Origin of the sequence: Aeromicrobium sp. (assembly GCF_036675695.1) — a bacterium.
Taxonomy (GTDB): Bacteria; Actinomycetota; Actinomycetes; order Propionibacteriales; family Nocardioidaceae; genus Aeromicrobium.
Map to the genome: position 1 here is coordinate 1 of NZ_JAKFEL010000233.1, position 21,278 is coordinate 21,278.

Genomic DNA, 21,278 nt, shown 5'->3' on the forward strand with positions numbered 1-21,278 from the left:
ACCTTTTCATTACGAGTGAAACGCTCTACCGACTGAGCTAAAGCGGCCAAGGTTCAGCGAGGATCGCCCGCCGAACCGAAGCAAGAGTCTACCGGTTGGCCGTACCGGGAACGAACTGACCTCGGCACCGTAGAATCGCATCCGTGACTGACCCGACGCAGGCAGAGCTCGAGGAGATCCGAGCGAGCATCGACAACATCGATGCTGCGCTGATCCACGTCCTGGCGGAGCGATTCAAGTACACCAAACGCGTCGGCAAGCTCAAGGCTGAGCACAGCATGCCGCCGGCAGACCCTGAGCGTGAGTCACGCCAGATCACCAGGCTTCGCGCCCTCGCCACGGAAGCCGATCTCGACCCGGCCTTCGCCGAGAAGTTCATCAACTTCATCATCGAAGAAGTGATCCGCCACCACGAGGCCATCCGCAACTGAGCCGCGGGGCTGGTTGAGTTCACGCGGCAGGTCTACGCTGCCAGAATGGCTCTCGCAGACGACATCCTGTCCAGCATCGACACCGACACCCTCGACAACATCGCCAAGCAGCTCGGCATCGAGCCCGGCAAGGTGCAGGAGGTCCTCAAGGACAGCCTCCCCGCCCTGCTCGGCGGCCTCGACAAGAACGTCCAGAGCGGTGACGGTGCAGCATCGCTGGCCAGCGCGCTCGGCGATCACGCCGAAGCCCAACCGCTCGGTGACCTCGGTGCCCTCATCAGCGGTGTGGCCGGCAGCGGCATCCTCGAGAAGGTACTCGGCGGTAAGACCCCCGATGTCTCCGAGGCGATCGGCGGCAAGGCCGGCGTCTCCGGTGTCGACGTAGAGAAGATCCTGAAGATCGCCGCGCCGATCGTGATGGCGTTCCTCGCGTCACGCGTCGCCAAGGGCGGCAACGCCGATCCCGCAGTGGTCAAGCAGGAAGTCGAGAAGGCCAACTCGGCGGCCAAGTCGGACGCTCCCGACCTCGGCTCGATCCTCGGCAGCCTGCTCGGTGGCGCGAAGTAACGCCAGCTACTTGCAGAGCAACCCGTCCTTGGGGACCGTCCCAGAGACGAGGTATTCGTCGACCGCCTTGCTGATGCACTGGTTGCCGGACGAGTAAGCCGTGTGCCCGTCACCATCACGGGAGATCAGCACGCCTGACGCCAGCTGCTTCGCCAGGGACTTGGCTCCTTCGTACGGTGTGGCCGGGTCGCGCGTCGTACCGATCACGACGATCGGAGGTGCGCCTTCGCCGTCGATCTTGATCTGCGGGTGGGTCGCCTTGATCGGCCAATCGCCCGGCGACAGAGTGCCCCATCCGAGGGCCCGTCCGAACACCGGCGAAATCTTCTCGAAGCGAGGCAGCGCGGCCTCGACCTCCGCCAAGGTTGGCGGGTCGGCCACGTCGAGGCTGCTGACGGCGTAGATGACCTCGCCGATGTTGTCGCCGTACTCGCCAGTGCTGGGGTCGCGGTCGAAGTAGAAGTCAGACAGGCGCAAGAGCAAGGATCCGTTGCCACCGAAGGCGGGCTCCAGGGCCTGACTGAGGATGGGCCACGTCGCCTTGTCGTACAGCGTGACGGCGACTCCGTAGAACGCCAAGCCTTCGGTCAGCTCTCGGGACGGGTCCCCGGTCTCCATCGGGGTCTCGTCGAGCTGACGCATGAGGTCCGAGATCTTGGCGAGACCGGCGTCGAGGTCCTGACCAAGCGGGCACGAGGCCTTCTTGATGCAGTCCTTGGCGAACGCCACGAGGGCACGCTGGAATCCAGTTGCCTGGCCAATGGCGGACTCGATGACGCTGAGGGCCGGGTCGACAGCGCCGTCGAGCACCATGCGGCCGACCGTCTTGGGGAAGAGCGTCGCGTAGGTCGCACCGAGCTGGGTGCCATAGGAGGCGCCGAACCAGTCCATCTTCTTGCGGCCGAGCAGAGCGCGTACGACGTCCATGTCGCGGGCGGCCTCCTCGGTGGAGACATGGGCCGCGAGCTCGCCGCCTTCGCGTTCGCAAGCGCTACCGAGGTCGGTGACGCTCTCGCGGAGAGAAGCAATCTCTTCAGGAGTGTCGGGGTCGGGGTCGACGTTGGTGAAGTCGGAAAAGTCGTCGTCGGACATGCACTCAAGTGGGGCGCTGTCGCCGACTCCACGCGGATCGACGCCGACGATGTCGTACGTCTCGAGCACTTCGTTGCCGAACTCTGATGCCATCGTGTCGGCGAAGTCGGTGGCGTCACCGCCGGGTCCACCTGGATTGACGAAGATGCTGCGCTTGGCTGCATCGCCGAGCGCCGGGATGACCTTGACCGAGAGCTTTGTCGTTGCGCCGTCCGGATCGCCGTAGTCGATCGGAACCTCGACCTCCGCACATTTGGCGTCGTCACAGCTGCTCCACGAGACGTCTTGCGTGTAAAACTTCGACAGGCCGCTGGGTGCTCCTGACGCAGACGGCTTCGGCTTCGACCAGGTATCGCTCTCACGATCGGTGAGCACGTAGGCCGCGCCCACTCCAACCGCTGAGATGACGAGTATGAGTGCGAGGCCGAGGGCCCAGGCACGTTTTGGGGACGACTGGCTGTTCATGACTGGCGAAGTCCCATCATCATTCGTTCGAGGGCGAGCAGCGGAGCGGCATTGGCCGTGAGCGATTCGCGGCACTCGACGATCGCATCGATCATCCCGATGGTCGATTCGGGCGTCCACATTCGCGCCACAGTGTTGACGTCCTCGACCACGTCGGCATTGATCAAGTCGGTCCCGGTCGCGCACTGGACTGCGAGCACATCGCGGCAGAACGACAGCAGATCGAGGAGCACGCCATCGATCGAGTCGCGAGCAAGTCGTGTGCGTCTGCGCTTCTGGTCCTTCTCGAGCGTCGACAAAGCCCCGGAGTAACCCGCCGGACGACGGCCGCGGTCTTCGACGCCCCAGCCCTGGCGCAGGTCAGCCAGCTCACGCTCGTCGGCTGCGTCGCCGACCTCGGCAGCGCGAGCTGCCGCTGCGTCGTTGATCGTCTGGGCGGCTGCGAGGCAGTCACCCAGATCGCGCAGCGAGACGGGCAGGGCGAGGATGGCGCGGCGCCGCTCTCGGGCAGCTGGGTCCCTGGCAAGGCCGCGGGCTCGGCCGATGTGACCCTGCGATGCCGCGGCAGCTGCCGAAGCCAGTGCAGGCTCGATGCCGTCACGTTCGACGAGCAGACCCGCGATCGCAGAAGCCGAGGGCGTACGCAGCAGCACCGGCCGGCAGCGCGACCGGATGGTGATGATGACGTCCTCGACGGCTGGCGCACAGAGCATCCAGATCGTGTGCTTGGACGGCTCTTCGATCGCCTTGAGCAAAGCATTGGCGGCTTGGTCGGTGAGGCGGTCGGCGTCCTCGACTATCAGCACCTGCCAGCGCCCCAGCGCCGGCCGAAGAGCGGACTTGCGTACGTACTCGCGAGCCACGTCGGTGCCGATCGAAAGTCCGTCGGTACGGATGATCGTGATGTCGGGATGGCTGCCTGCGTGCGCGGTGGCGCAGGAATGGCATTCGCCGCATCCGCCCTGCTCGCACTGCAGCGCCGCCGCGAAGGCACTCGCCGCGTTGGACCGGCCGGAACCGGGCGGACCGGTGAACAGCCAGGCGTGTGTCATCGAGCGGCCTCCGCCACCCGCCGACGCGACCGCGTCCTTGAGGATCTCGACGACCGGCTCCTGGCCGACCAAGTCGGCCCAGACCGTGCTCATGGGTGCGCCTGACTGAGCCACGGCTCAACAGCGGCCCTGATGTCGGCGTGGACCTCTTCCGGAGTGCCACCACCTCCGACTACGAGGTAGTGCGCCGGATCGGCAGCGGCAAGCTCGAGGAAGTGTGTGCGTACGCGCTGGTGGAACTCCAGCGGCTCCGACTCGATGCGATCGGCGCCCTCGAACCGCGCGTGACCGATCGCGGGATCGATGTCGAGAACGATCGTGAGGTGAGGTCGAAGCGACGACGTCGCCCACCGTGCAATGTGCTCGACCTCGGCAATGTCGAGGTGTCGACCCGCTCCTTGATAGGCAAGCATCGAGTCGACGTAGCGATCGGTGAGCACGACGGCGCCGTCAGCGAGGGCGGGCAGGACGACCATGTCGACGTGCTCAGCCTTGTCAGCTGCGTACAGGAGTACCTCGGTACGCGGGGACAGCTCACCCGTGTCGTTGTCGAGGACGATATGGCGCAAGATCTTGCCCACCTCGGTGCCGCCGGGCTCACGCGTCAGCAGAACGCGGTGTCCGAGCGTCTCGAGCCATTCGACCAGCAGCGCTGCCTGAGTCGACTTGCCGGACCCCTCGCCGCCCTCGAGGGCGAGGAACACCCCGGTTTCGGTGAAGAGCGGATCCATGGTGTGGAGCCTAGTCGGCCCAACCCCAGCGGGCGCGTACGACCAGCTTCTTGGGCGCGAGGACGCAGTAGCTGTCTGTCAGCAGCTCCCCGAGCTCGTCCCAGTCGGTGGAGTCATCGAGGTGCATGCCCATGACGTCGCGGCCCCAGCCTGCGTAGTAGAACGGGTGCCCGTGCTCGCGCAGCGCGAGCAGCTCGTCGCCAAGAACGCGGAATGTCACGGCCGTCGCCTCACCCTCGAGCGCGAACGCCTCCTTGAACACCGACGTCGAGTCGTCGTCGACCGTCACGACGTGCGCGAACGTGCGCTTGCGAATGCGCCACCGCACGCCGATCCACGCCGGTTCCTCATATGCCTCGGGCAGCGCCATGCAGATCGCGCGCACGCGATCGAGGAACTCCGGCACCACATCGGTCACTCGACCAACCTAGACGGAGGCAGTGACAGGTGTTCTGCGCAAGACGGCGACCAGCAGGATCACAAAGATCACTCCAGCCCACAGCTCGGAATACGGCACGAATGTCACCGCGACCAGGGCAAGCACCGCCGCGGAGAACAGGACGGCCGTCCCCAGCGATGAGTCATGCAGGCGCAGCGTGACAGCCCACAGCACGACAAGGAAGGCCGCCACCGGCCCCGTGACGAAGGCACTGCTGACCAGGTCGCTGACCTCGGCGTGGTGCCCGTAGTAAGCGATGCGCGCCGCGAGTCCGGCTCCGATCGCCGCAGCCGACGCGAAGATCACGTAGTGGCCGAAGCCCCATACGTACCCGACATCATTGCCGGTCAGGATTGTGGAGTTGTCGCGGGAGAAGTAGAGCCACCAGGCGCAGAACGTCACCAGCACGCCACCGGCGACGACGAACCACAGCTCCATCGGCGGGTCTTTCTCGTCGAAGGCAACCTGCAGCGCCAGCGTGACCGACAGGATCATCTCGCCCAGCACGATGATGAACATCAGGCCATAGCGCTCAGCGATGTGGTTCGGATGCCAAGGAGTCGTGCCCGCGAGCTCGGCATAGAACGGCACTCCGAAGTCGAGCGCAACGCCGATGACGAACAGCCACAGCGGAAGGTGTCCACCGGTCACCACCAGCGCGGCGACCCAACCGGCCTGCACGGCAATCAGCCCGTACGCGTACCGCAGTGCCGTCCGTCGTCGTTCCGGGTGGCCCGCGGAGGCGCGCAGCCACATCAGGACGAGGCCTATTCGCATGATGACGTAGCCGATGATGCCCAGCGTGAAGTCTCCCTCGAAGATCTTCGGCACGCCAGCGGCAAGGACGAGCGAGCCGAGGATCTGCAGCAGAGTCAGCAGGCGGTTGATCGTGTCGTCGGAGTCGTACGCCGAGTTGAACCACACGAAGTTGAGCCAGGCCCAGAAGATCGCGAAGAACGAGACCGAGAACCAGACGAGGCCATGGCCCGGATGGCCTGCCGCGATCTCGTGCTCAAGGGTCAACGCCGACTGCGCGATCGCGACGACGTAGCAAAGGTCGGTGAACAGCTCGAGCGGCGAAGCGCTGCGGTGCTCCTCATGCGGATCGCGTGGGCCCAAGGGTCTGATCCAACGGGTGGTCATACGTCTCCTCGCCTGACCGTCAACGGCAGGACGATCCTAAGGCCACGTGCGAGAAGCCGTCTCCTCAACCCAACGTCGCTCAGGACACCCCGTTGAGACGGTCGACCTCGGAAAACAGGGCTCCCCGGTCGTAGTAGTCAACCGCCACGAAGTTGGGGATGTGGCGACGCTCATCAACGCATTCCTGCAGCCGCGGGCCGAGGACGGATACCGCGTTTACCTTCTCCGCATCTGATACCCGGTGCTGCGGGCGGTTGAGCCAGTGATTGACCAAAAGCAGCGGCGCTGCGGCCGTTCCCCGCAGCAGATCACAGCTGAAGTCCGCGGTCTTCAGAGCGTCGTACGGAGTGTCCTGCACCCAGTCGAATCCCTGCAGCAGCCATGGGTACGTCGTGCCGCCGCCTTTGTTCTCGGCCAGCACCACAAGGCGATGCCCTGAGTCAGCCATCTCGCGCAGCGTCGGGAACTTCTTGCTCTTGCCCGGCGTGTAGAGCAACGGTGTCAGGCCCGCATCGTCGAAGACCTTGGCCGTCACGGCTGGGTCCAGCTCGTCCTGGATGAAGAAGGTGACGACCTCTCGCGGGTGAGCATCCATCCACACCTTCACGTCGGCCATGACTGGTTCGAGCGGGGTGGAACCGAGCTCGCAGAGCGCATGGCAAAGGTACGGCTCCACAGGTCCGACCGGCGTCAACGACGTCGATTCACGCAGCCTCAGCGCGCTGCTGAGCACACTGGGACCGTAGATCTGCTGCGCCTGCTTGACCGCTTCGGCGCGACTCGACTCGGCGTTCGCGATGACACCCGCGCGTTGGGTCTTCTGCCCTGGCCACGTATCGAACAGCAGGACCCTGATGCCGTCATCGAGCTGGCCGATAATGCCGGTTGGCTGCTCGGCGAGGTACCAGCCCGGCTCGTCGGCAGCCGACATCGAGTTGTGGGTCGCTGGGAAGGCCACCTGGTTGTACCGACGGTCGCAGAGCTCGGCGTGCCCGTTGCACTGGCTCGACGGAGTCACGCCGATCGCAGCAACTGCCGGCGCGGGAGGTCGGGCGTTCCACGCGACCAGACCAGCGACGAGGGCAAAGCCTGCGGCAGCAACAGCCGCGGTACGCAGCTCCGGCCGGGCTAGCAATCGCGGGAAGAACGCCGCGCCGACCTGGTCGGGTCTGCGCATGGCTCCCGCCAGCTCGATCAGTCCCTGGACCGCGAGCATGAACCCGGCGAACACCAGAACCGCCGCCGCGGCAGTCATCGGGCGCAGGACGGCCGCGCCGCCCACCCCCAGAAGCGCCGCCCCGTGCGCTGCACGCTGCGGCCGCGTGACTGGTGGCGTGCGCAGCCATGTGACGACAGCCTTGAGATAGTCCCGCGGGTCAACGCCGAGGCGCAGCACCGAACCCACCACGAGGACGTACCCGGCCGCAGCAACCCACGCGCCGGCGATCCAGAGTGCGGGACTGAGGGTGTTCCACCCGGCCACACCCAGGGCTGGGACGAGCGCATCCGTCTCGATGCGCGATGCCAGGACGCCAACTATGAAGGTGGCTGCGGCGAGGACCAAGCCGGAGGTGGCGACGGCCACACCCACAGCTCGCAGCCCACGTACTCGGTCTTTGGTGAGGAGCAATGCGCCCGCGAAGCACAGGATCGCCAACAGCGGCAGCAGCCACGACAGCACCCTCGTCAGATGGGCGGCACCGATGATCTGGCCCGAGAATCCCTGTCCGCCCACCGTAGCCAGGGTGACGTCGAGGTCGGCTGGAAGCGACTCCGCCGCCTCCGGTGCAACCGTCTTGATCGCCGCCACGAGCACGGCGCCGACATCGGCCAGACGGAGCACCAGATGGTCACCGTCGTCGGTGAAGACGTCGTGGACCGGCGCAACCATCGTCCTGATGACCGGGCCGAACGCCGGGCTGCCGACGAGGGCCGCTGTCGTCGACTCAAGAAGCGGCCGCGCGACCACAAGGTCTGGCTCCGTCCGGGTCAGCTTGTCGGTGATGACGATGCCGACCTGGCGCGAAACCGCTGGGTCCGTACGGATCGCATCAACGTGCTGCGCAAACCGATTGCCGTCGAGGACTTCGCGATTTCCGACGCCGGCGAGGACGCCAAGCAACAGCAGGATCGATCCAAGGATCAACAGTGCGCGTGCCGACTTCGTCATCGTTGGCTCTCCAGGTCACGTCCCCGATGGACCGGGACAAACGCTAGCAGCGAAGGCTACGACTTCTTTGCGGGAGCCTTCTTCTTAGCTGTCTTCTTCGCGGTCTTCTTGGCCGGGCGTTTGGCGGCCTTCTTGGCCGGGCCCTTCGCGCGACGCTCGGCAAGCAGCTCGTACGCACGTTCGGGTGTCAGGTCCTCGAGCGAGTCGTCCTTGCGCAAGGTCGCGTTGTACTCACCGTCGGTGACGTACATGCCGAAGCGGCCATCCTTGGCCACGACCGGTCGCTCACTGACCGGGTCCGTACCGAGCTCCTTGAGCGGTGCGGCTGCCGCGCGGCGGCCGTACGTCTTGGGCTGCAGGTAGATCGCGCGTACTTCTTCCTCGGTGATCGTGAGGAGCTGGTCCTCGCGCTCGAGAGACCGCGAGTCTGTGCCCTTCTTGAGGTAGGGGCCGTAGCGACCGTTCTGCGCCGTGACCTCGGTGCCATCTTCCTCGGTGTAGATGACGCGCGGGAGCCTGAGCAGCTGCACGGCTTCGTCGAGGGTGATGGTGTCGAGCGTCATCGACGCGAAGAGGCTGGCGGTACGTGGCTTGTCGGCCTTCTTGGCGTCCTCGGGCAGTGCCTCGGTGACGTAGGCGCCGAAGCGGCCATTCTTGGCAACGATCGCGAGCCCGGTGTCGGGATGGAGACCGAGCTCCTTCTCAAGGCCGGCCGGGGTCGCGAGCAGCTCCTTGGCCTTGTCGAGCGTCAGCTCGTCCGGCGGGAGGTCATCGGGAACGTTGGCGCGGGTGGGTACGCGCTTGCCCTCGTCGTCTTCGGTGAACGGGGGGCCCTCGACGTACGGTCCGTAGCGGCCGACGCGCAGGTCGATCTCCTCGCCGAGCGGGAAGGTCGCGAGCCCACGGGCATCGATGTCCGGGAGATTCTCGACAAGGCGCTTGAGGCCGGTGTTGCCCTCACCCTCGCCGATCCAGAAGCCGGTGAGGACAGCGACGCGATCCTCGCGGCCACCCGCGACGTCGTCGAGGACGCTCTCGAGCTCGGCGGTGAAGTCGTACTGGATGAGCCTTCCGAAGTGCTGCTCCATCAGGCGGATGACCGAGAACGCAATCCAGGCCGGCACCAGGGCCGTGCCCTTCTTGTAGACGTAGCCCCGGTTCTGGATCGTGCCAACGATCGACGCGTACGTCGAGGGGCGGCCGATCTCGCGGGTCTCGAGCTCGCTGATGAGGCTGGCTTCGGTAAATCGCGCGGGCGGCTTGGTCTCGTGGCCGGCCTTGCCGAGCTCGGCGGCCGTGACCGTCTGGCCTTCCGTGACGTTGGGCAGCTTGGTCTGCTGGTCATCGCCCTCGGCCTCGGTGTCGTCACTCGACTCGACGTACGCCTTGAGGAACCCGTAGAACGTGATGGTGCGGCCGGACGCGGAGAAGACGGCGTCCTCGCCGGTCGTCGCGGTGGCGCCGATGCGGATCGACACCGAGTTGCCCTTGGCGTCCATCATCTGCGAGGCGATGGTGCGCTTCCAGATGAGCTCGTAGAGCCGGAGCTCGTCGCCGCGGAGACCGGTCTGGTCGGGCGTCTTGAAGCGCTCACCGGCGGGGCGGATGGCTTCGTGCGCCTCTTGGGCGTTCTTGACCTTGCTCGCGTAGACGCGCGGCTCGTCCGGCAGGTAGGCGGCACCGTAGAGCTCGGTGACCTGGGCACGGGCCGCGGCGAGTGCCGTCTGTGACAACGTCGTCGAGTCGGTACGCATATAAGTAATGTGTCCGCCCTCGTACAGACGCTGGGCGACCTGCATCGTACGAGCGGCACCGAAACCGAACTTGCGCGACGCTTCCTGCTGCATCGTGGTCGTACGGAACGGTGCGTAGGGGCGGCGCGTGTAGGGCTTGGACTCGACCGAACGGATCGTGAACGGCTGCTCGCGCAGACCCTCGGCCAGCGCTCCTGCCTTGGCCTCGTCGAGGTGGACGACCTTGTCGGACGTCAGGGCGCCGGAGTTGTCGAAGTGCGTGCCCGAGGCAACCCGCAAACCGTCGACACTGCTGAGCTTGGCCGGGAACTGGCGCGGGTCGAAGCCTTCGCCAGCGTCGAACGCTGCCTCAAGGTCCCAATAGGAGGCGACGCTGAATGCCATGCGTTCGCGTTCGCGCTCGACGACGAGGCGGGTGGCGACGGACTGCACGCGACCGGCGGACAGGCCGCTCATGACCTTCTTCCACAGAACTGGGCTGACCTCGTAGCCGTAGAGGCGGTCGAGAATGCGGCGGGTCTCCTGGGCGTCGACCAGGTCCATGTCGACATCGCGCGGGTTGGCGATGGCGTGCTGAATGGCGTCGCGGGTGATCTCGTTGAAGACAATGCGCTTGACCGGAACGGTCGGCTTGAGCTCATCGAGCAGGTGCCACGCGATGGCCTCGCCCTCGCGGTCCTCATCGGTCGCCAGTACGAGCTCGTCGGCATCCTTGAGGAGCTTCTTGAGCTTCGCCATCTGCTGCTTCTTCTCAGGCGACACGACATAGATCGGCTCGAAGTCGTGATCGACATCGACACCGAGGCGCGCCCAGGGCTCGCCCTTGAACTTGGCCGGCACCTGGTCTGCACCCTTGGGCAGATCGCGGATGTGACCGACTGAGGAGTCCACGACATAGCCGTCGCCGAGGTAGCCAGCGATGCTGGCGACCTTGTTGGGTGACTCGACAATGACGAGGGTGGTCAAGAATTCTCTCCGCGGTTGCAATGTGTGATCAGACGAGGCACACCGTAGCGCGTACCGTCAACCCACCGCGGCACCGAGGGGTCGAATGCCTCACAGCGGGTATTCTGGCGATCGTCCGCGCCGAGGGGACGACCACGACTCGGAGGGAGGCGGCCGTGCCGAAGCATCGACGTTCCGTCCCTGCTGCCAGGGTCGACTTCAGGATGCGCTCGGAGCTGGTCCAGCTGACACTGCGCGCCACCTCATGTCTCCTTGGCCTTGTCGCCCTGACGATCGCGATCAACACCGCGACGGGCAACGGCGGTGCCCTGGTCGCCCCGACAGTCAGCAGCAACTCCGGACCGGTGAGCGGCATCGAGCGCGCCATGTTGCCCTCGGTCATTCCGCCTTCCCCCGCACCCTCCGCGACGGCGTCGCCCTCCGACGCTCAACAGAACGACGACACGAGCGATGACGCCACGGAGGATCCTGCAGACACCGCGAACCCGGCGCCCGTCGAGCCGTCGCCGACGGACCGACCGGGCCATGGGAGACCGGCGAAGCCACCCGGCAAGGACAAGTAGCCAGATCCTGTCTCTGCGTGGTGGCAGGATGGCTCAGTGGGATTCTCGGGATACGCGGAGCTGTGGGCTGACAGGCCCGTACGAACACTGTTCATTGCAGCGTTCTTCGCCCGCATCCCGGCCATGGCGGCTCCCCTGGTTTTCACCCTTTTCGTCGTGGGACCACTTGACGGCACTTACGCCCAGGCCGGCATCGTCGCTGCCGCCTCGACGATCGGCGCCGGCGTGGGATCGCCGTGGCGCGGCCGGCTGATCGACAAGCTCGGCATGCGCCGAGCGATCATTCCGTCGATCATCGCGGTCGGCGTGCTCTATCCGATCGCGGCACTCTCCACTTCTTATGCGTTGCTGGTCCCGCTGTCGTTCGTGATGGGCCTGTTCCTCATCCCGATCTTCTCGATCGTCCGCCTGTCTCTCAGCGTCATGGTCGAAGAACGGCTGCGGCGTGCTGCGTTCTCCGCCGACAGCGTCGTCGCCGAAGCCAGCTTCATCATCGGCCCCGCTGTCGGTGTTGTCCTCGTGACGCAGGCGAGCGCCGCCTGGGCGTTGTTCGCGATCGGCATGACCGAGGTCGTGGCGGGTCTGATGTTCCTGCGTCTCAACCCGCCGACGCGCTCGGCCGTCGACCCGGACGAGCCGGTCGTCGAGTCCGCGAAACCCAAGGGCCCGTGGATGTCCGTACCGCTGGCATTCCTCTTTCTCATCTCCGGTGGCACCTTGGCGGCGCTGATCGGCACCGATCTCGGCATCGTCGCCCAGCTCCGCGAGATCGACCACGTGGGATCGATCGGGTTCACGTACGGCCTGTGGGGGTTGTCGTCGTTGATCGGCGGCTTGATCTACGGATCGCTCAACAAGTCGATCCGCCCCACCTATCTATTGCTGGCTCTCGGACTGACGACTATCCCCGTCGGACTTGGCACCGAGGTGTGGTCATTGTCGCTGTGGGTCATCCCGACCGGATTCCTGTGCGCGCCGACCATGACAGCGGCGACCGAGTGGATCGCCAAACTCACGCCTGAGGATCGTCGCGGCGAGGCAATGGGCTGGCAGGGCACGTCGTTCATGATTGGCGGCGCAGCCAGCTCACCGATCATCGGCGTGGCGATCGATGAAGTGGGCGCGTGGGGCGGCTTCGTGGTGGGTGGTCTCATTGCCACCGCCATCGCCCTGCTGGCCTGGGGTGGTCAGCTGATCCCGGCATTCAAGCCCGACAGCCACTCCATCGAGGAGACTCCAGCAGGCTAGGCGCGCATCTTCGCGGGCTGATGCGGCAGCAAGAATCCGTCCTCGACGAGCTGTCGCACCGACAACGCGTACGTTGATCGCAGCTCGCTGGCATCTCGCTCGAGCAGCATCGCGAGCGCGTCGAGGATCTGCCCGGCCGTGAGGTCACCATCGCTGGCGCTGACCAGCCCGGCTTCGACCGTGTCGACCTGGCGCGCGCGACGTACGCCCTGTTGCAGGCGAAGCACGATCGACTCGGGGTGCTCGGCGCCTACCGGACCGCGGGTCTCTTCAACCAGGTCGGGAGCGTGCTTCCAGGCACGGTCGAGCAAGTCTGGATCGGCGAGATGTCGCAGCACGTCGACGCGGTGACCCCACGCCGCGACGCTCGGGCCGATCGGCGGCGCGATCTCACCCGTCCACTCCTCGAACAGTCGCGTCGGAGCCTCGTCCGTACGCCGCATGCTCAGCCAGCCGAAGCCGACGGCATCGATGCGTTCGCTGGCGAACCAGTCGAGCCAGGCGTCATATCGCTGGACGTAGTCGGGGGCGGTGTTCAGGCCCGCATCGGCCAGCCACATCTCCACGTACTCAGAGGGATCGACCAGCTCGCGCTGCAGCACCCACGAATCGAGAGGGCTTCCCGCGAACCACTCGTCGAGGTCGGCGCGCCAGTCACGACCATCGTGATGTGCCCAGTTGGCGAGGATCTGACACCACCCGCCCTCGTTCAGGTGTGTTGCGGCGTTCTCAACGAGATGGCGGACGACGCTGTCGCCGGGCATTCCCGAGTCGCGGTAGACAAGCACGTCGGCGCCAGGTGGAGAGATCACGAACGGCGGGTTGGTGGCGATCAGGTCGAACTTCTCGCCAGCCACCGGGTCGAACAGGCTGCCGTTGCGTACGTCGATGTCGAGCTCGTTGAGTGACGCCGTCAGTCGCGCCATCTGCAGGGCGCGGGGATTGACGTCAGTGGCGACCACCGTGCCCGAGTGCTGAGCGAGGTGCAGCGCCTGAACACCGCAGCCGGTACCAAGGTCGAGGGCTCGGCCGACCGGTGCGCGTACGGTCAGCTGCGCCAATGACGACGACGCCTCGCTGATGCCCAGCACGTGTTGCGGGTTCATCACACCTTGCGGGCCGCTGAGCCCGGGCGTCGGGTCGCACACGATCCACCAGTCGTGCGACTCATCGCCGTACGGGCGGATGTCGACCAACGCGCGGACCTCGTCGCCCGACAGCTGCAGCATGGTGGCCGCGGCGAGCGGTTCGACGAGACCGGGAAGGGCAGCATCAACGCGGCGGCGGTCGACCGCGACCTGGAGCGCGAACAGTCGCACCAACGTCGCAAGGTCCCCGGCACCGGTGGTCGCCCGAAGGGCAGGTGCGACCTGGTTGCGCGCGAGGGCATGGTGCGCATCTGCGCCGATCAGCGCGAAGACCTGGTCGACCGTGAAGCCTGCACTGGTCAGCGCAGCACGCAATTGCGGGACATACACCTCATCGATCACCTGCACACCTTCTCAGACATGAAGAACGGCGCAGACCCGGTTGGGTCTGCGCCGTTCGACGTAGTGCTGATCAGGCGTTCGCAGGCACCGAGTCGGCGTCGCTCGTATCAAGTGCGATCGGGCGAGACCGTGCGATACCCACCGCGATGACGATGATCAGAACCGCGACACCAGCAATGGTGTAGCGAATCGGATCGCTGGCATCCTCGCCGTACGCGTACTTGATGATCAACGGGGTCGCGAGCAGCGCGACGAGGTTCATCACCTTGAGCAGCGGGTTGATCGCCGGACCGGCGGTGTCCTTGAACGGGTCACCAACCGTGTCACCGATGATCGTCGCCTCATGTGCAGGCGAGCCCTTGCCACCGTGGTTGCCGTCTTCGACAAGCTTCTTGGCGTTGTCCCACGCACCACCGGAGTTGGCGAGGAACACTGCCATCAGCACGCCCGTACCGATCGCGCCCGCCAGGTAGGCACCGAGCGGACCGATGCCGAGGCCGAAACCGACCGCAATCGGAGCGAAGATCGCCAGGATGCCCGGCGTTGCGAGCTCACGCAGCGAGTCGCGCGTGCAGATGTCGACAACCTTGCCGTACTCGGGACGACCCGTGCCTTCCATGATTCCCGGGATCTCCCGGAACTGGCGACGCACTTCGTAGACCACGGCGCCGGCAGCACGGCCGACAGCGTTGATCGCGAGTCCGGAGAACAGGAACACCACGGCTGCACCGAGGATCAGACCGAACAGGTTGCTCGGGTCGGCCACGTTGAACACACCGTTGAGGGCGTACGTCTCGATGACCTTGATGCCACGAGCTTCCGCACCGATGTTGGCGTCCTCGACCGCGGAGCTGATCGCGCTCGTCAGCGAGCCGAACAACGCCGTCGCGGCGAGAACGGCTGTCGCAATCGCGATGCCCTTGGTGATGGCCTTCGTCGTGTTGCCGACCGCGTCGAGCTCCGTGAGGATCTTGGCGCCCTCTTCGTCGACGTCGCCCGACATCTCAGCGATGCCCTGGGCGTTGTCGCTGACCGGACCGAACGTGTCCATGGCCACGATGACGCCAACCGTGGTCAGCAGACCACAACCGGCGAGAGACACTGCGAACAGTGCGACAACGAGGGAGCCGCTGCCGAGCAGGAACGCGCCGAAGACAGCAGCACCAATGACGATGGCCGTGTAGACCGCCGACTCGAAGCCCACCGACAGACCCGACAGGATGACCGTTGCGGCACCCGTGAGAGATGTCTTGCCGACATCCTTGACCGGACGAGTTTCCGTCCCGGTGAAGTAGCCCGTGAGGGCCAGGATCACAGCGGCCAGGACGATACCGATCAGCACCGCGATGATCGCGATGACGCGCGGGTCATCGAGCCACCCTCCGCCAAGACCCGGAGCGTCTCCACCCTGTGCCTGACCGAGCGTGACGATCAGGGAGCTGGTGTCGATCCCCTTGAGGTCTTCGAACGAGCTCGGCAGGTAGAACCATGCAGCCACCGAGGAACCGACCGCGGAAATCAATGCCGAGATGTAGAACGAGCGATTGATGGTCGTAAGTCCGCCCTCGCCCTGGCGGGGACGGGTGATGTACACGCCGATGATCGCCGTGAGGGCACCGATCGCGGGAACGATGAGCGGGAAGACGAGTCCCTTCTCACCAAAGGCAACCGACCCGAGGATCAGTGCGGCGACCAGGGTGACGGCGTACGACTCGAAGAGGTCGGCAGCCATACCGGCACAGTCACCGACGTTGTCACCGACGTTGTCGGCGATCGTCGCGGCGTTGCGCGGGTCGTCTTCGGGGATGTTCTGCTCGACCTTGCCGACGAGGTCGGCTCCGACGTCAGCAGCCTTGGTGAAGATGCCGCCGCCGACTCGCATGAACATGGCGAGCAGAGCAGCACCGAAGGCGAACCCTTCAAGCACCGACGGTGCTTCACCCTGGTAATACAGGACAATCGCCGACGCGCCGAGAAGGCCGAGGCCGACCGTCATCATGCCGACATGGCCACCGGTGCGGAACGCAATGCGCATCGCCGCCTCACGCCCTTCGTTCTGAGCAGCTGCGGCCACGCGGACGTTGGCGCGCGTTGCGAGCCACATACCGAGGTAACCGATCAGTGCCGAGAAGCCAGCGCCGAGAAGGAAGAATGCCGACCGCCCGATCCTGATGTCGGAATCACCGGGCAGAACGAACAGCAGTCCGAAGGCGAGCAGGGCGAAGACTGCAAGAGTCTTGAACATGCGCCCGAGGTATGCCGCAGCACCCTCCTGAACCGCCTGTCCGATCTCCTGCATCTTTGCTGTGCCTTCAGAGGCCTTGAGCACTTCGGCGCGGAAAACCGCCGCCAGGATGAGAGCGAGGACGCCAACTCCGGCCACGACGGACACGATGATCGTGTTGTCGTTGGAGAGGTCAATGTCCCCGGCTGCCGCAACGAAAGTCGCGTTCGCCATGAAATTCCTCCATCAGATAAGCAGAAAGAAGCGTTGGGCCAGACGTCCAGACCAACGTGACGGAGGTTACATGCCGACTATGAGAACAGCATCAAGGGGTCTCAGGATGTGTCGCCGCTCGAGCCTCGTCGATCGAGGCGTGCAGGCCGAAGACCTTGTCGAGTCCGGTGATCCCGAAGATCTTCAGGATGCGCTCGTGCGTACACACGATGTCGAGTGATCCGCCGTCAGCGCGTACGCGCTTGAGAGCTCCGACCAGGACACCCAGTCCAGTCGAGTCGAGGAAGTCGACCTTCTCGACGTCGATGATCAATCGCGACTTGCCGCCTTCGATCGCCGTGACAATCGCCTCGCGGAGTTTGGGGGCTGTATATACGTCGACTTCGCCGCCAACCTCGATGATCTCGAAGTCGTCGACAGTGCGCGTTGACAGTGCGAGCTCCATGTCAAGCATCTAATCACGATCTCGGGACCGTTGCCGCTCCACAGATTGCCCGTACATGGTCTGGAAGACTTCCCACGTGGAACCCGCCGACATCGTCCTTCGCCACAGCGAACGGGTCACGCATGTCGAGCACATCCCAGCTCGCGAAGCGGTCATCGAGCCATGGCCAGAGTGGGTCGACCCAGAGGTCCGGTCGATGTACGAGGCGGAGGGCATCGCCCAGCTCTGGGGTCATCAGGCCGAGGCGCTGCACCTCATTCGCTCTGGTCGCCACACCGTTGTCTCGACCGGTACGGCGTCTGGCAAGTCGTTGGCGTTCCAGGCGCCCGCGTTGACGTCTCTCGCGGAGGGTCGAGCGGGCAGCGGCCTCCAGGGCAATCGGATGCCGAGTGTCCTCTATCTCGCGCCGACCAAGGCACTGGCCGCCGACCAACTCCGACGTCTTGCTGCGGCTCCATCGTTCACCCGACCGGCCACGGTCGACGGTGACAACTCCCGCGAGGAGCGCGCCTGGGCGCGCGATCACGCCAACTACCTGCTGACCAATCCGGACACGCTGCACCACACGATCCTCCCCGGGCACTCTCGATGGAGTCGCGTGCTCGGAGGCGTCAGCCATGTCGTGATCGACGAGTGCCACCACTATCGCGGTGTCTTCGGCGCTCACGTGGCCCACGTCTTGCGGCGACTGCGTCGCATCTGCCAGCACTATGGCTCCGATCCAGTGTTCGTCCTGTCATCGGCAACTGTCGCCGATCCCGACATCTTCGCCGCACGGCTGACTGGCCTCGAAGTCGTTGCGGTGACCGACGATGCCTCGCCGCATGCGGCGCAGACCATCGCCCTGTGGGAGCCGCCCCTACTGCCTGGTTTCGACGCTGACTCCCAGACGCCCGTACGTCGAGCAGCCAACACCGAGGCGGGCGAATTGCTCACCGATCTGGTCATCGGGCAGGTGCGCACCCTGGCGTTCGTACGTTCGCGGCGCGGAGCCGAGACTGTCGCGGCAACCGCACAACGAAGTCTGTCCGAGGTCGATCCCGACCTGGCAGCTCGCGTCGCCACCTACCGCGGCGGCTATCTGCCTGAGGAACGACGCGAGCTCGAGCGCCGTCTACGCGACGGCGACCTGCTCGGGTTGGCCAGCACCAATGCTTTGGAGCTGGGAATCGACATCGCCGGGCTGGACGCGATCATCAGCGTCGGCTTTCCTGGCACCCGGGCAGCGCTCCGGCAGCAATTCGGTCGTGCTGGACGAGCGGGCCGCGACTCGATCGGCATCCTGATCGCACGGGACGAGCCGCTCGACACCTATCTCGTGCACCATCCCGAAGCACTTCTCGGCGCACCAGTCGAGTCCTCCGTCTTCGATCCTGACAATCCTTATGTGCTCGGCCCACACCTCGCAGCCGCGGCGCATGAGCTGCCGCTCACCGAAGCCGACTTCGAGCTGTTCGGCCCGCGTACGGCTGAGGGCATCAAGGCACTCGAGGCCGCCGGCCTGCTCCGCAAGCGCCCGGCCGGCTGGTTCTGGACCAAGCGGGAGCGGGCCAGCGATCTTGCTGACATCCGCTCCAGTGGTGGGTCGCCGGTCCAGATTGTTGATGCGGGCACCGGACGACTGATCGGCACCGTGGACGCAGGCTCAGCAGATGCCGCGGTACACGACGGCGCCGTCTACGTGCACCAGGGCGATGTGCACGTCGTCAACGAGTACGACGTCGAGGACGGCGTCGCGATCGTGCATCGCGAGGACCCCGAGTACTCGACGATGGCGCGCTCGGTCACGGAGATCACGATCACCGAGACGGAACGTTCGACGAAGTGGGGCGAAGCGGCAATGTCGTTCGGCTCTGTCGATGTGGTCAGGCAGGTCATCTCTTATACAAAGAGGAGCACGACTGGCGGAGGGATGCTGGGCGAGGAGCTGCTGGACCTGCCGGAGCGGACGCTGCCGACCAAGGCCGTGTGGTGGACGCTCAGTGAGAAGGCAGTGGCCGAGTCGCTGGCGACTGCCGACATCCCTGGCGCTGCTCATGCGGCGGAGCATGCCGCGATCGGGCTGCTGCCTCTGCTGGCGACCTGCGATCGCTGGGACATCGGAGGTGTCTCGACCGCGTTGCACTCCGACACCGGAACCCTCACCGTGTTCGTCTATGACGGCTATCCAGGTGGTGCCGGCTTTGCCGAGCGCGGGTACGAAGTCGCACAGCGCTGGCTGACGATCACCCGCGACGCCATCATGGCCTGCGAATGCCGCAGCGGCTGCCCTTCCTGCGTCTATTCACCCAAGTGCGGCAACGGCAACGAACCACTCAACAAAGCCGGTGCCGTCACGCTGCTCGACGCCCTGCTTGCTGACTCGTCCTAGTCAACGATGTAGAAGTCTGGCGCTGCGCGAGCCTTCTGCTCAAACGACCACCTCTGGCCCCACCAGGACTTGCTGGTGCCGCCCGCCACGACAGTCGCCACGTCGTAGTCCATCCGGCACGAGACCAGTCGCGCACCATTGCGACGGACCAGCTCATCGGCCGCACCGCAGCCATCCTCACCATCGACACTCGCCCGGCTTGCCGCCAACGCCGCCAGATCTGCAGCCGCCGCGACCGAATGCTTCAGTCGAATGAGACCAGCGACCTGTGCCAACACCAGGGCTACGAGAGTCAGCATCACCGCAGCCGATGCGGCGTAGACCGTGACGGCCCCGCGATCACGCGTCACGGCGACTCCTCGGCTGCCACCGAGGACGACTCCATCGTGCGAGCACCGATGCCTGAGAAGAACGGGATCGGCATGGCCGACTTTGCCTGAACTGTCACCGTCACCAGTCCGCCGTCGGTGGTGATGGTGACCTTCGCACCATCGGGCGACAACTTCTTCGCAGCGAGCTTCGCGGCTCCGACGGCCTCGCCTCGCGCCACCAGCCGAGCCCCTTCGCGAGACGCATCGACCAGTCGCACCTGGGTGAGACCGAGCGACACGATCCACAGCAGCAGGAACGCAAAGGCGACCCCGAGCGGAGCGATCGTGGCGAGCTCTGCCGTGACCATCCCGCGTTGTTTCCTGATCAAATCCTCAAACCCATCCCGGGTATGAAGTCGCGCAGCGGCCGCCATGACAGCGCACCCTCCAGGATTTCTCTGAAGGTCTCGAGCCAGGGGTTGTCGTGGTCGAGTGCGCCAAGCTTGTAGAGGATCAGTCCGATGCACACCGCGCCCAGCGTGCCGGCCGTGTATTCGGCCGTGGCCATCCCTTGTTCGTCTCTCTTCACGGTGTAGCTCCTTTGGGAGAGCCGGGGCGAGCACGTCGTTGAATGAATGGGCTCGCCCCGGCGCTGGCTCAGAACGGCAGGATGTCCGGGATCTTGTTGATGAGGTCCTTGACGAGGTCGCCAAACCACTCGGACTGGCCGATCTTGACCAGCACTCCGCCGATCGTGCAGGCACCGAGCGTGCCGACGGTGTATTCGGCGGTCGTCATGCCGCGCTCGGTTCGTAGTCGCTGTGCCGTCTTCAGAAGCGTGGTCTTCATGGGTTGTCCCTTCGATGGGTGAATCTGTCATCGGGAATATGTGTTCCGCGTCGGTCGATCTGCGCCCCCACATCACGGACTGGGGAAAGCCTGACCTGACCGGTCGGGAATGTGGAAACAGTTCAGAAGGTGAAGGAGCGGAAGGCGCCCAGGATCATCGGCACTATCCCGATGAGGAAGAACGCCGGCAGGAAGCACACACCAAGCGGCGCTGCGGTACGGACCGCAACCTTGCGACTGGCTTCACGGCGACACGCCCTGCGCTCGCGACGCAGTTCGTCGGCAACGCCGCAGATCACCTGCGCGACCGGCATTCCCGACGTCTCGGCGCGACGGAAGGCTCGACCGACCGGCGCCAGTGCCGGATCATCGAGCACTGAGCTCCAGACGGAGAGCGGATCGCCGGCAATCGCCAGCCTGCTGGCGAGCTGACGGAGCTCAGATCCCAGAGGGTCGTCTGTCGCACCGGCCGTCAGTGCCAGCGCCACACTGGGCGCTCGACCCGCTTCGAGGGCCGCCACCATCAGGTCAAGGGCTCCCGGGAGCTGGCCTGCGATCTTGGCATTGCGTTCGCGGACCGCCGCGGACTCGAGCCGACTCACGACGCCATGTGCGGCCGGGCTCAGCGCTATGCCGAGCAGCGCACCGAACGGCCACCCCAGCAACATCAGTGCCGCAACCGGAGTAGCCATCGCTGCCACAACGGCCGGGCTCGGGCGATGCGACGATCGGC

General features: G+C 65.5%; 20 protein-coding genes. 5 read left to right on the top strand and 15 right to left on the bottom strand.

Annotation, left to right across the window (positions count from 1 at the left end; all coding sequences use genetic code 11):
• Positions 1-143 precede the first annotated feature (143 nt).
• Entirely contained in the window at positions 144-431 is a 288-nt protein-coding gene (locus V6M39_RS15300) for a chorismate mutase (RefSeq protein WP_332644676.1), read from the top strand.
• 45 nt (positions 432-476) lie between these two features.
• Positions 477-998 carry a DUF937 domain-containing protein gene (locus tag V6M39_RS15305; protein WP_332644677.1) on the top strand — a complete coding sequence of 174 codons (522 nt, stop codon included), beginning with the start codon at positions 477-479 and terminating at the stop codon, positions 996-998.
• Positions 999-1,004: 6 nt separating this feature from the next.
• Here the strand turns inward: V6M39_RS15305 and V6M39_RS15310 are convergent, their stop codons facing one another.
• From V6M39_RS15310 to topA, 7 genes are all read right to left on the bottom strand, one after another.
• Positions 1,005-2,555, bottom strand: coding sequence for an alpha/beta hydrolase (locus V6M39_RS15310; RefSeq protein WP_332644678.1), 1,551 nt, complete (start codon positions 2,553-2,555; stop codon positions 1,005-1,007).
• Positions 2,552-3,700: a DNA polymerase III subunit delta' gene (locus V6M39_RS15315; protein ID WP_332644679.1), complete on the bottom strand. Its 1,149-nt coding sequence runs from the start codon at positions 3,698-3,700 to the stop codon at positions 2,552-2,554. Before V6M39_RS15315 ends, V6M39_RS15310 begins: the two co-directional genes overlap by 4 nt.
• On the bottom strand, positions 3,697-4,338 hold the full coding sequence (gene tmk, locus V6M39_RS15320) for a dTMP kinase (RefSeq protein ID WP_332644680.1): 642 nt from the start codon (positions 4,336-4,338) through the stop codon (positions 3,697-3,699). Before tmk ends, V6M39_RS15315 begins: the two co-directional genes overlap by 4 nt.
• Positions 4,339-4,348: 10 nt before the next feature.
• Complete coding sequence (locus V6M39_RS15325) at positions 4,349-4,756, bottom strand: MmcQ/YjbR family DNA-binding protein (protein ID WP_332644681.1); 408 nt, start codon at positions 4,754-4,756, stop codon at positions 4,349-4,351.
• Between the two features lie 9 nt (positions 4,757-4,765).
• Positions 4,766-5,920, bottom strand: a complete 1,155-nt coding sequence (locus V6M39_RS15330) for a low temperature requirement protein A (RefSeq protein ID WP_332644682.1) — start codon at positions 5,918-5,920, stop codon at positions 4,766-4,768.
• A gap of 79 nt (positions 5,921-5,999) precedes the next feature.
• Positions 6,000-8,090, bottom strand: a complete 2,091-nt coding sequence (locus V6M39_RS15335; protein ID WP_332644683.1) for a hypothetical protein — start codon at positions 8,088-8,090, stop codon at positions 6,000-6,002.
• Between the two features lie 56 nt (positions 8,091-8,146).
• Positions 8,147-10,810, bottom strand: coding sequence for a type I DNA topoisomerase (gene topA, locus V6M39_RS15340; RefSeq protein WP_332644684.1), 2,664 nt, complete (start codon positions 10,808-10,810; stop codon positions 8,147-8,149).
• 155 nt (positions 10,811-10,965) lie between these two features.
• Here topA and V6M39_RS15345 point away from each other — a divergent pair, with 155 nt between their 5' ends.
• Entirely contained in the window at positions 10,966-11,373 is a 408-nt protein-coding gene (locus tag V6M39_RS15345) for a hypothetical protein (RefSeq protein WP_332644685.1), read from the top strand.
• Positions 11,374-11,409: 36 nt separating this feature from the next.
• Positions 11,410-12,621: an MFS transporter gene (locus V6M39_RS15350; protein ID WP_332644686.1), complete on the top strand. Its 1,212-nt coding sequence runs from the start codon at positions 11,410-11,412 to the stop codon at positions 12,619-12,621.
• Here V6M39_RS15350 and V6M39_RS15355 read toward each other — a convergent pair.
• From V6M39_RS15355 to V6M39_RS15365, 3 genes are all read right to left on the bottom strand, one after another.
• Positions 12,618-14,111: a DUF7059 domain-containing protein gene (locus V6M39_RS15355; protein WP_332644687.1), complete on the bottom strand. Its 1,494-nt coding sequence runs from the start codon at positions 14,109-14,111 to the stop codon at positions 12,618-12,620. The two genes, V6M39_RS15350 and V6M39_RS15355, sit on opposite strands and share 4 nt — an antisense overlap.
• Positions 14,112-14,181: 70 nt before the next feature.
• Entirely contained in the window at positions 14,182-16,569 is a 2,388-nt protein-coding gene (locus V6M39_RS15360) for a sodium-translocating pyrophosphatase (protein ID WP_332644688.1), read from the bottom strand.
• Between the two features lie 91 nt (positions 16,570-16,660).
• Entirely contained in the window at positions 16,661-17,023 is a 363-nt protein-coding gene (locus tag V6M39_RS15365) for an anti-sigma factor antagonist (RefSeq protein ID WP_442880818.1), read from the bottom strand.
• Between the two features lie 67 nt (positions 17,024-17,090).
• Between V6M39_RS15365 and V6M39_RS15370 the strand changes: the two genes are divergently transcribed.
• Positions 17,091-19,385, top strand: a complete 2,295-nt coding sequence (locus V6M39_RS15370) for a DEAD/DEAH box helicase (RefSeq protein WP_332644689.1) — start codon at positions 17,091-17,093, stop codon at positions 19,383-19,385.
• Here the strand turns inward: V6M39_RS15370 and V6M39_RS15375 are convergent.
• From V6M39_RS15375 to V6M39_RS15395, 5 genes are all read right to left on the bottom strand, one after another.
• Positions 19,382-19,735, bottom strand: coding sequence for an Rv3654c family TadE-like protein (locus tag V6M39_RS15375; protein ID WP_332644690.1), 354 nt, complete (start codon positions 19,733-19,735; stop codon positions 19,382-19,384). The two genes, V6M39_RS15370 and V6M39_RS15375, sit on opposite strands and share 4 nt — an antisense overlap.
• Positions 19,732-20,064: a TadE family type IV pilus minor pilin gene (locus V6M39_RS15380; RefSeq protein WP_332644691.1), complete on the bottom strand. Its 333-nt coding sequence runs from the start codon at positions 20,062-20,064 to the stop codon at positions 19,732-19,734. The genes V6M39_RS15375 and V6M39_RS15380 overlap by 4 nt, the downstream gene beginning before the upstream one ends.
• A gap of 17 nt (positions 20,065-20,081) precedes the next feature.
• Positions 20,082-20,285 carry a DUF4244 domain-containing protein gene (locus V6M39_RS15385; protein WP_332644692.1) on the bottom strand — a complete coding sequence of 68 codons (204 nt, stop codon included), beginning with the start codon at positions 20,283-20,285 and terminating at the stop codon, positions 20,082-20,084.
• A 68-nt stretch (positions 20,286-20,353) separates the two neighbouring features.
• Positions 20,354-20,545, bottom strand: a complete 192-nt coding sequence (locus tag V6M39_RS15390; protein WP_332644693.1) for a DUF4244 domain-containing protein — start codon at positions 20,543-20,545, stop codon at positions 20,354-20,356.
• 122 nt (positions 20,546-20,667) lie between these two features.
• The gene (locus tag V6M39_RS15395; protein ID WP_332644694.1) at positions 20,668-21,237 is read right to left on the bottom strand and encodes a type II secretion system F family protein; all 570 of its coding nucleotides are present in this window, start codon (positions 21,235-21,237) and stop codon (positions 20,668-20,670) included.
• Between the last annotated feature and the right edge of the window lie 41 nt (positions 21,238-21,278).

Bases quoted from the DNA above. Each gene is read 5' to 3' on its own strand.
- V6M39_RS15305 (WP_332644677.1), top strand. From the start codon at position 477: ATGGCTCTCGCAGACGACATCCTGTCCAGCATCGACACCGACACCCTC.
- V6M39_RS15310 (WP_332644678.1), bottom strand. From the start codon at position 2,555: ATGAACAGCCAGTCGTCCCCAAAACGTGCCTGGGCCCTCGGCCTCGCA.
- V6M39_RS15315 (WP_332644679.1), bottom strand. From the start codon at position 3,700: ATGAGCACGGTCTGGGCCGACTTGGTCGGCCAGGAGCCGGTCGTCGAG.
- tmk (WP_332644680.1), bottom strand. From the start codon at position 4,338: ATGGATCCGCTCTTCACCGAAACCGGGGTGTTCCTCGCCCTCGAGGGC.
- V6M39_RS15330 (WP_332644682.1), bottom strand. From the start codon at position 5,920: ATGACCACCCGTTGGATCAGACCCTTGGGCCCACGCGATCCGCATGAG.
- V6M39_RS15335 (WP_332644683.1), bottom strand. From the start codon at position 8,090: ATGACGAAGTCGGCACGCGCACTGTTGATCCTTGGATCGATCCTGCTG.
- V6M39_RS15360 (WP_332644688.1), bottom strand. From the start codon at position 16,569: ATGGCGAACGCGACTTTCGTTGCGGCAGCCGGGGACATTGACCTCTCC.
- V6M39_RS15365 (WP_442880818.1), bottom strand. From the start codon at position 17,023: ATGCTTGACATGGAGCTCGCACTGTCAACGCGCACTGTCGACGACTTC.
- V6M39_RS15380 (WP_332644691.1), bottom strand. From the start codon at position 20,064: ATGGTCACGGCAGAGCTCGCCACGATCGCTCCGCTCGGGGTCGCCTTT.
- V6M39_RS15390 (WP_332644693.1), bottom strand. From the start codon at position 20,545: ATGAAGACCACGCTTCTGAAGACGGCACAGCGACTACGAACCGAGCGC.
- V6M39_RS15395 (WP_332644694.1), bottom strand. From the start codon at position 21,237: ATGGCTACTCCGGTTGCGGCACTGATGTTGCTGGGGTGGCCGTTCGGT.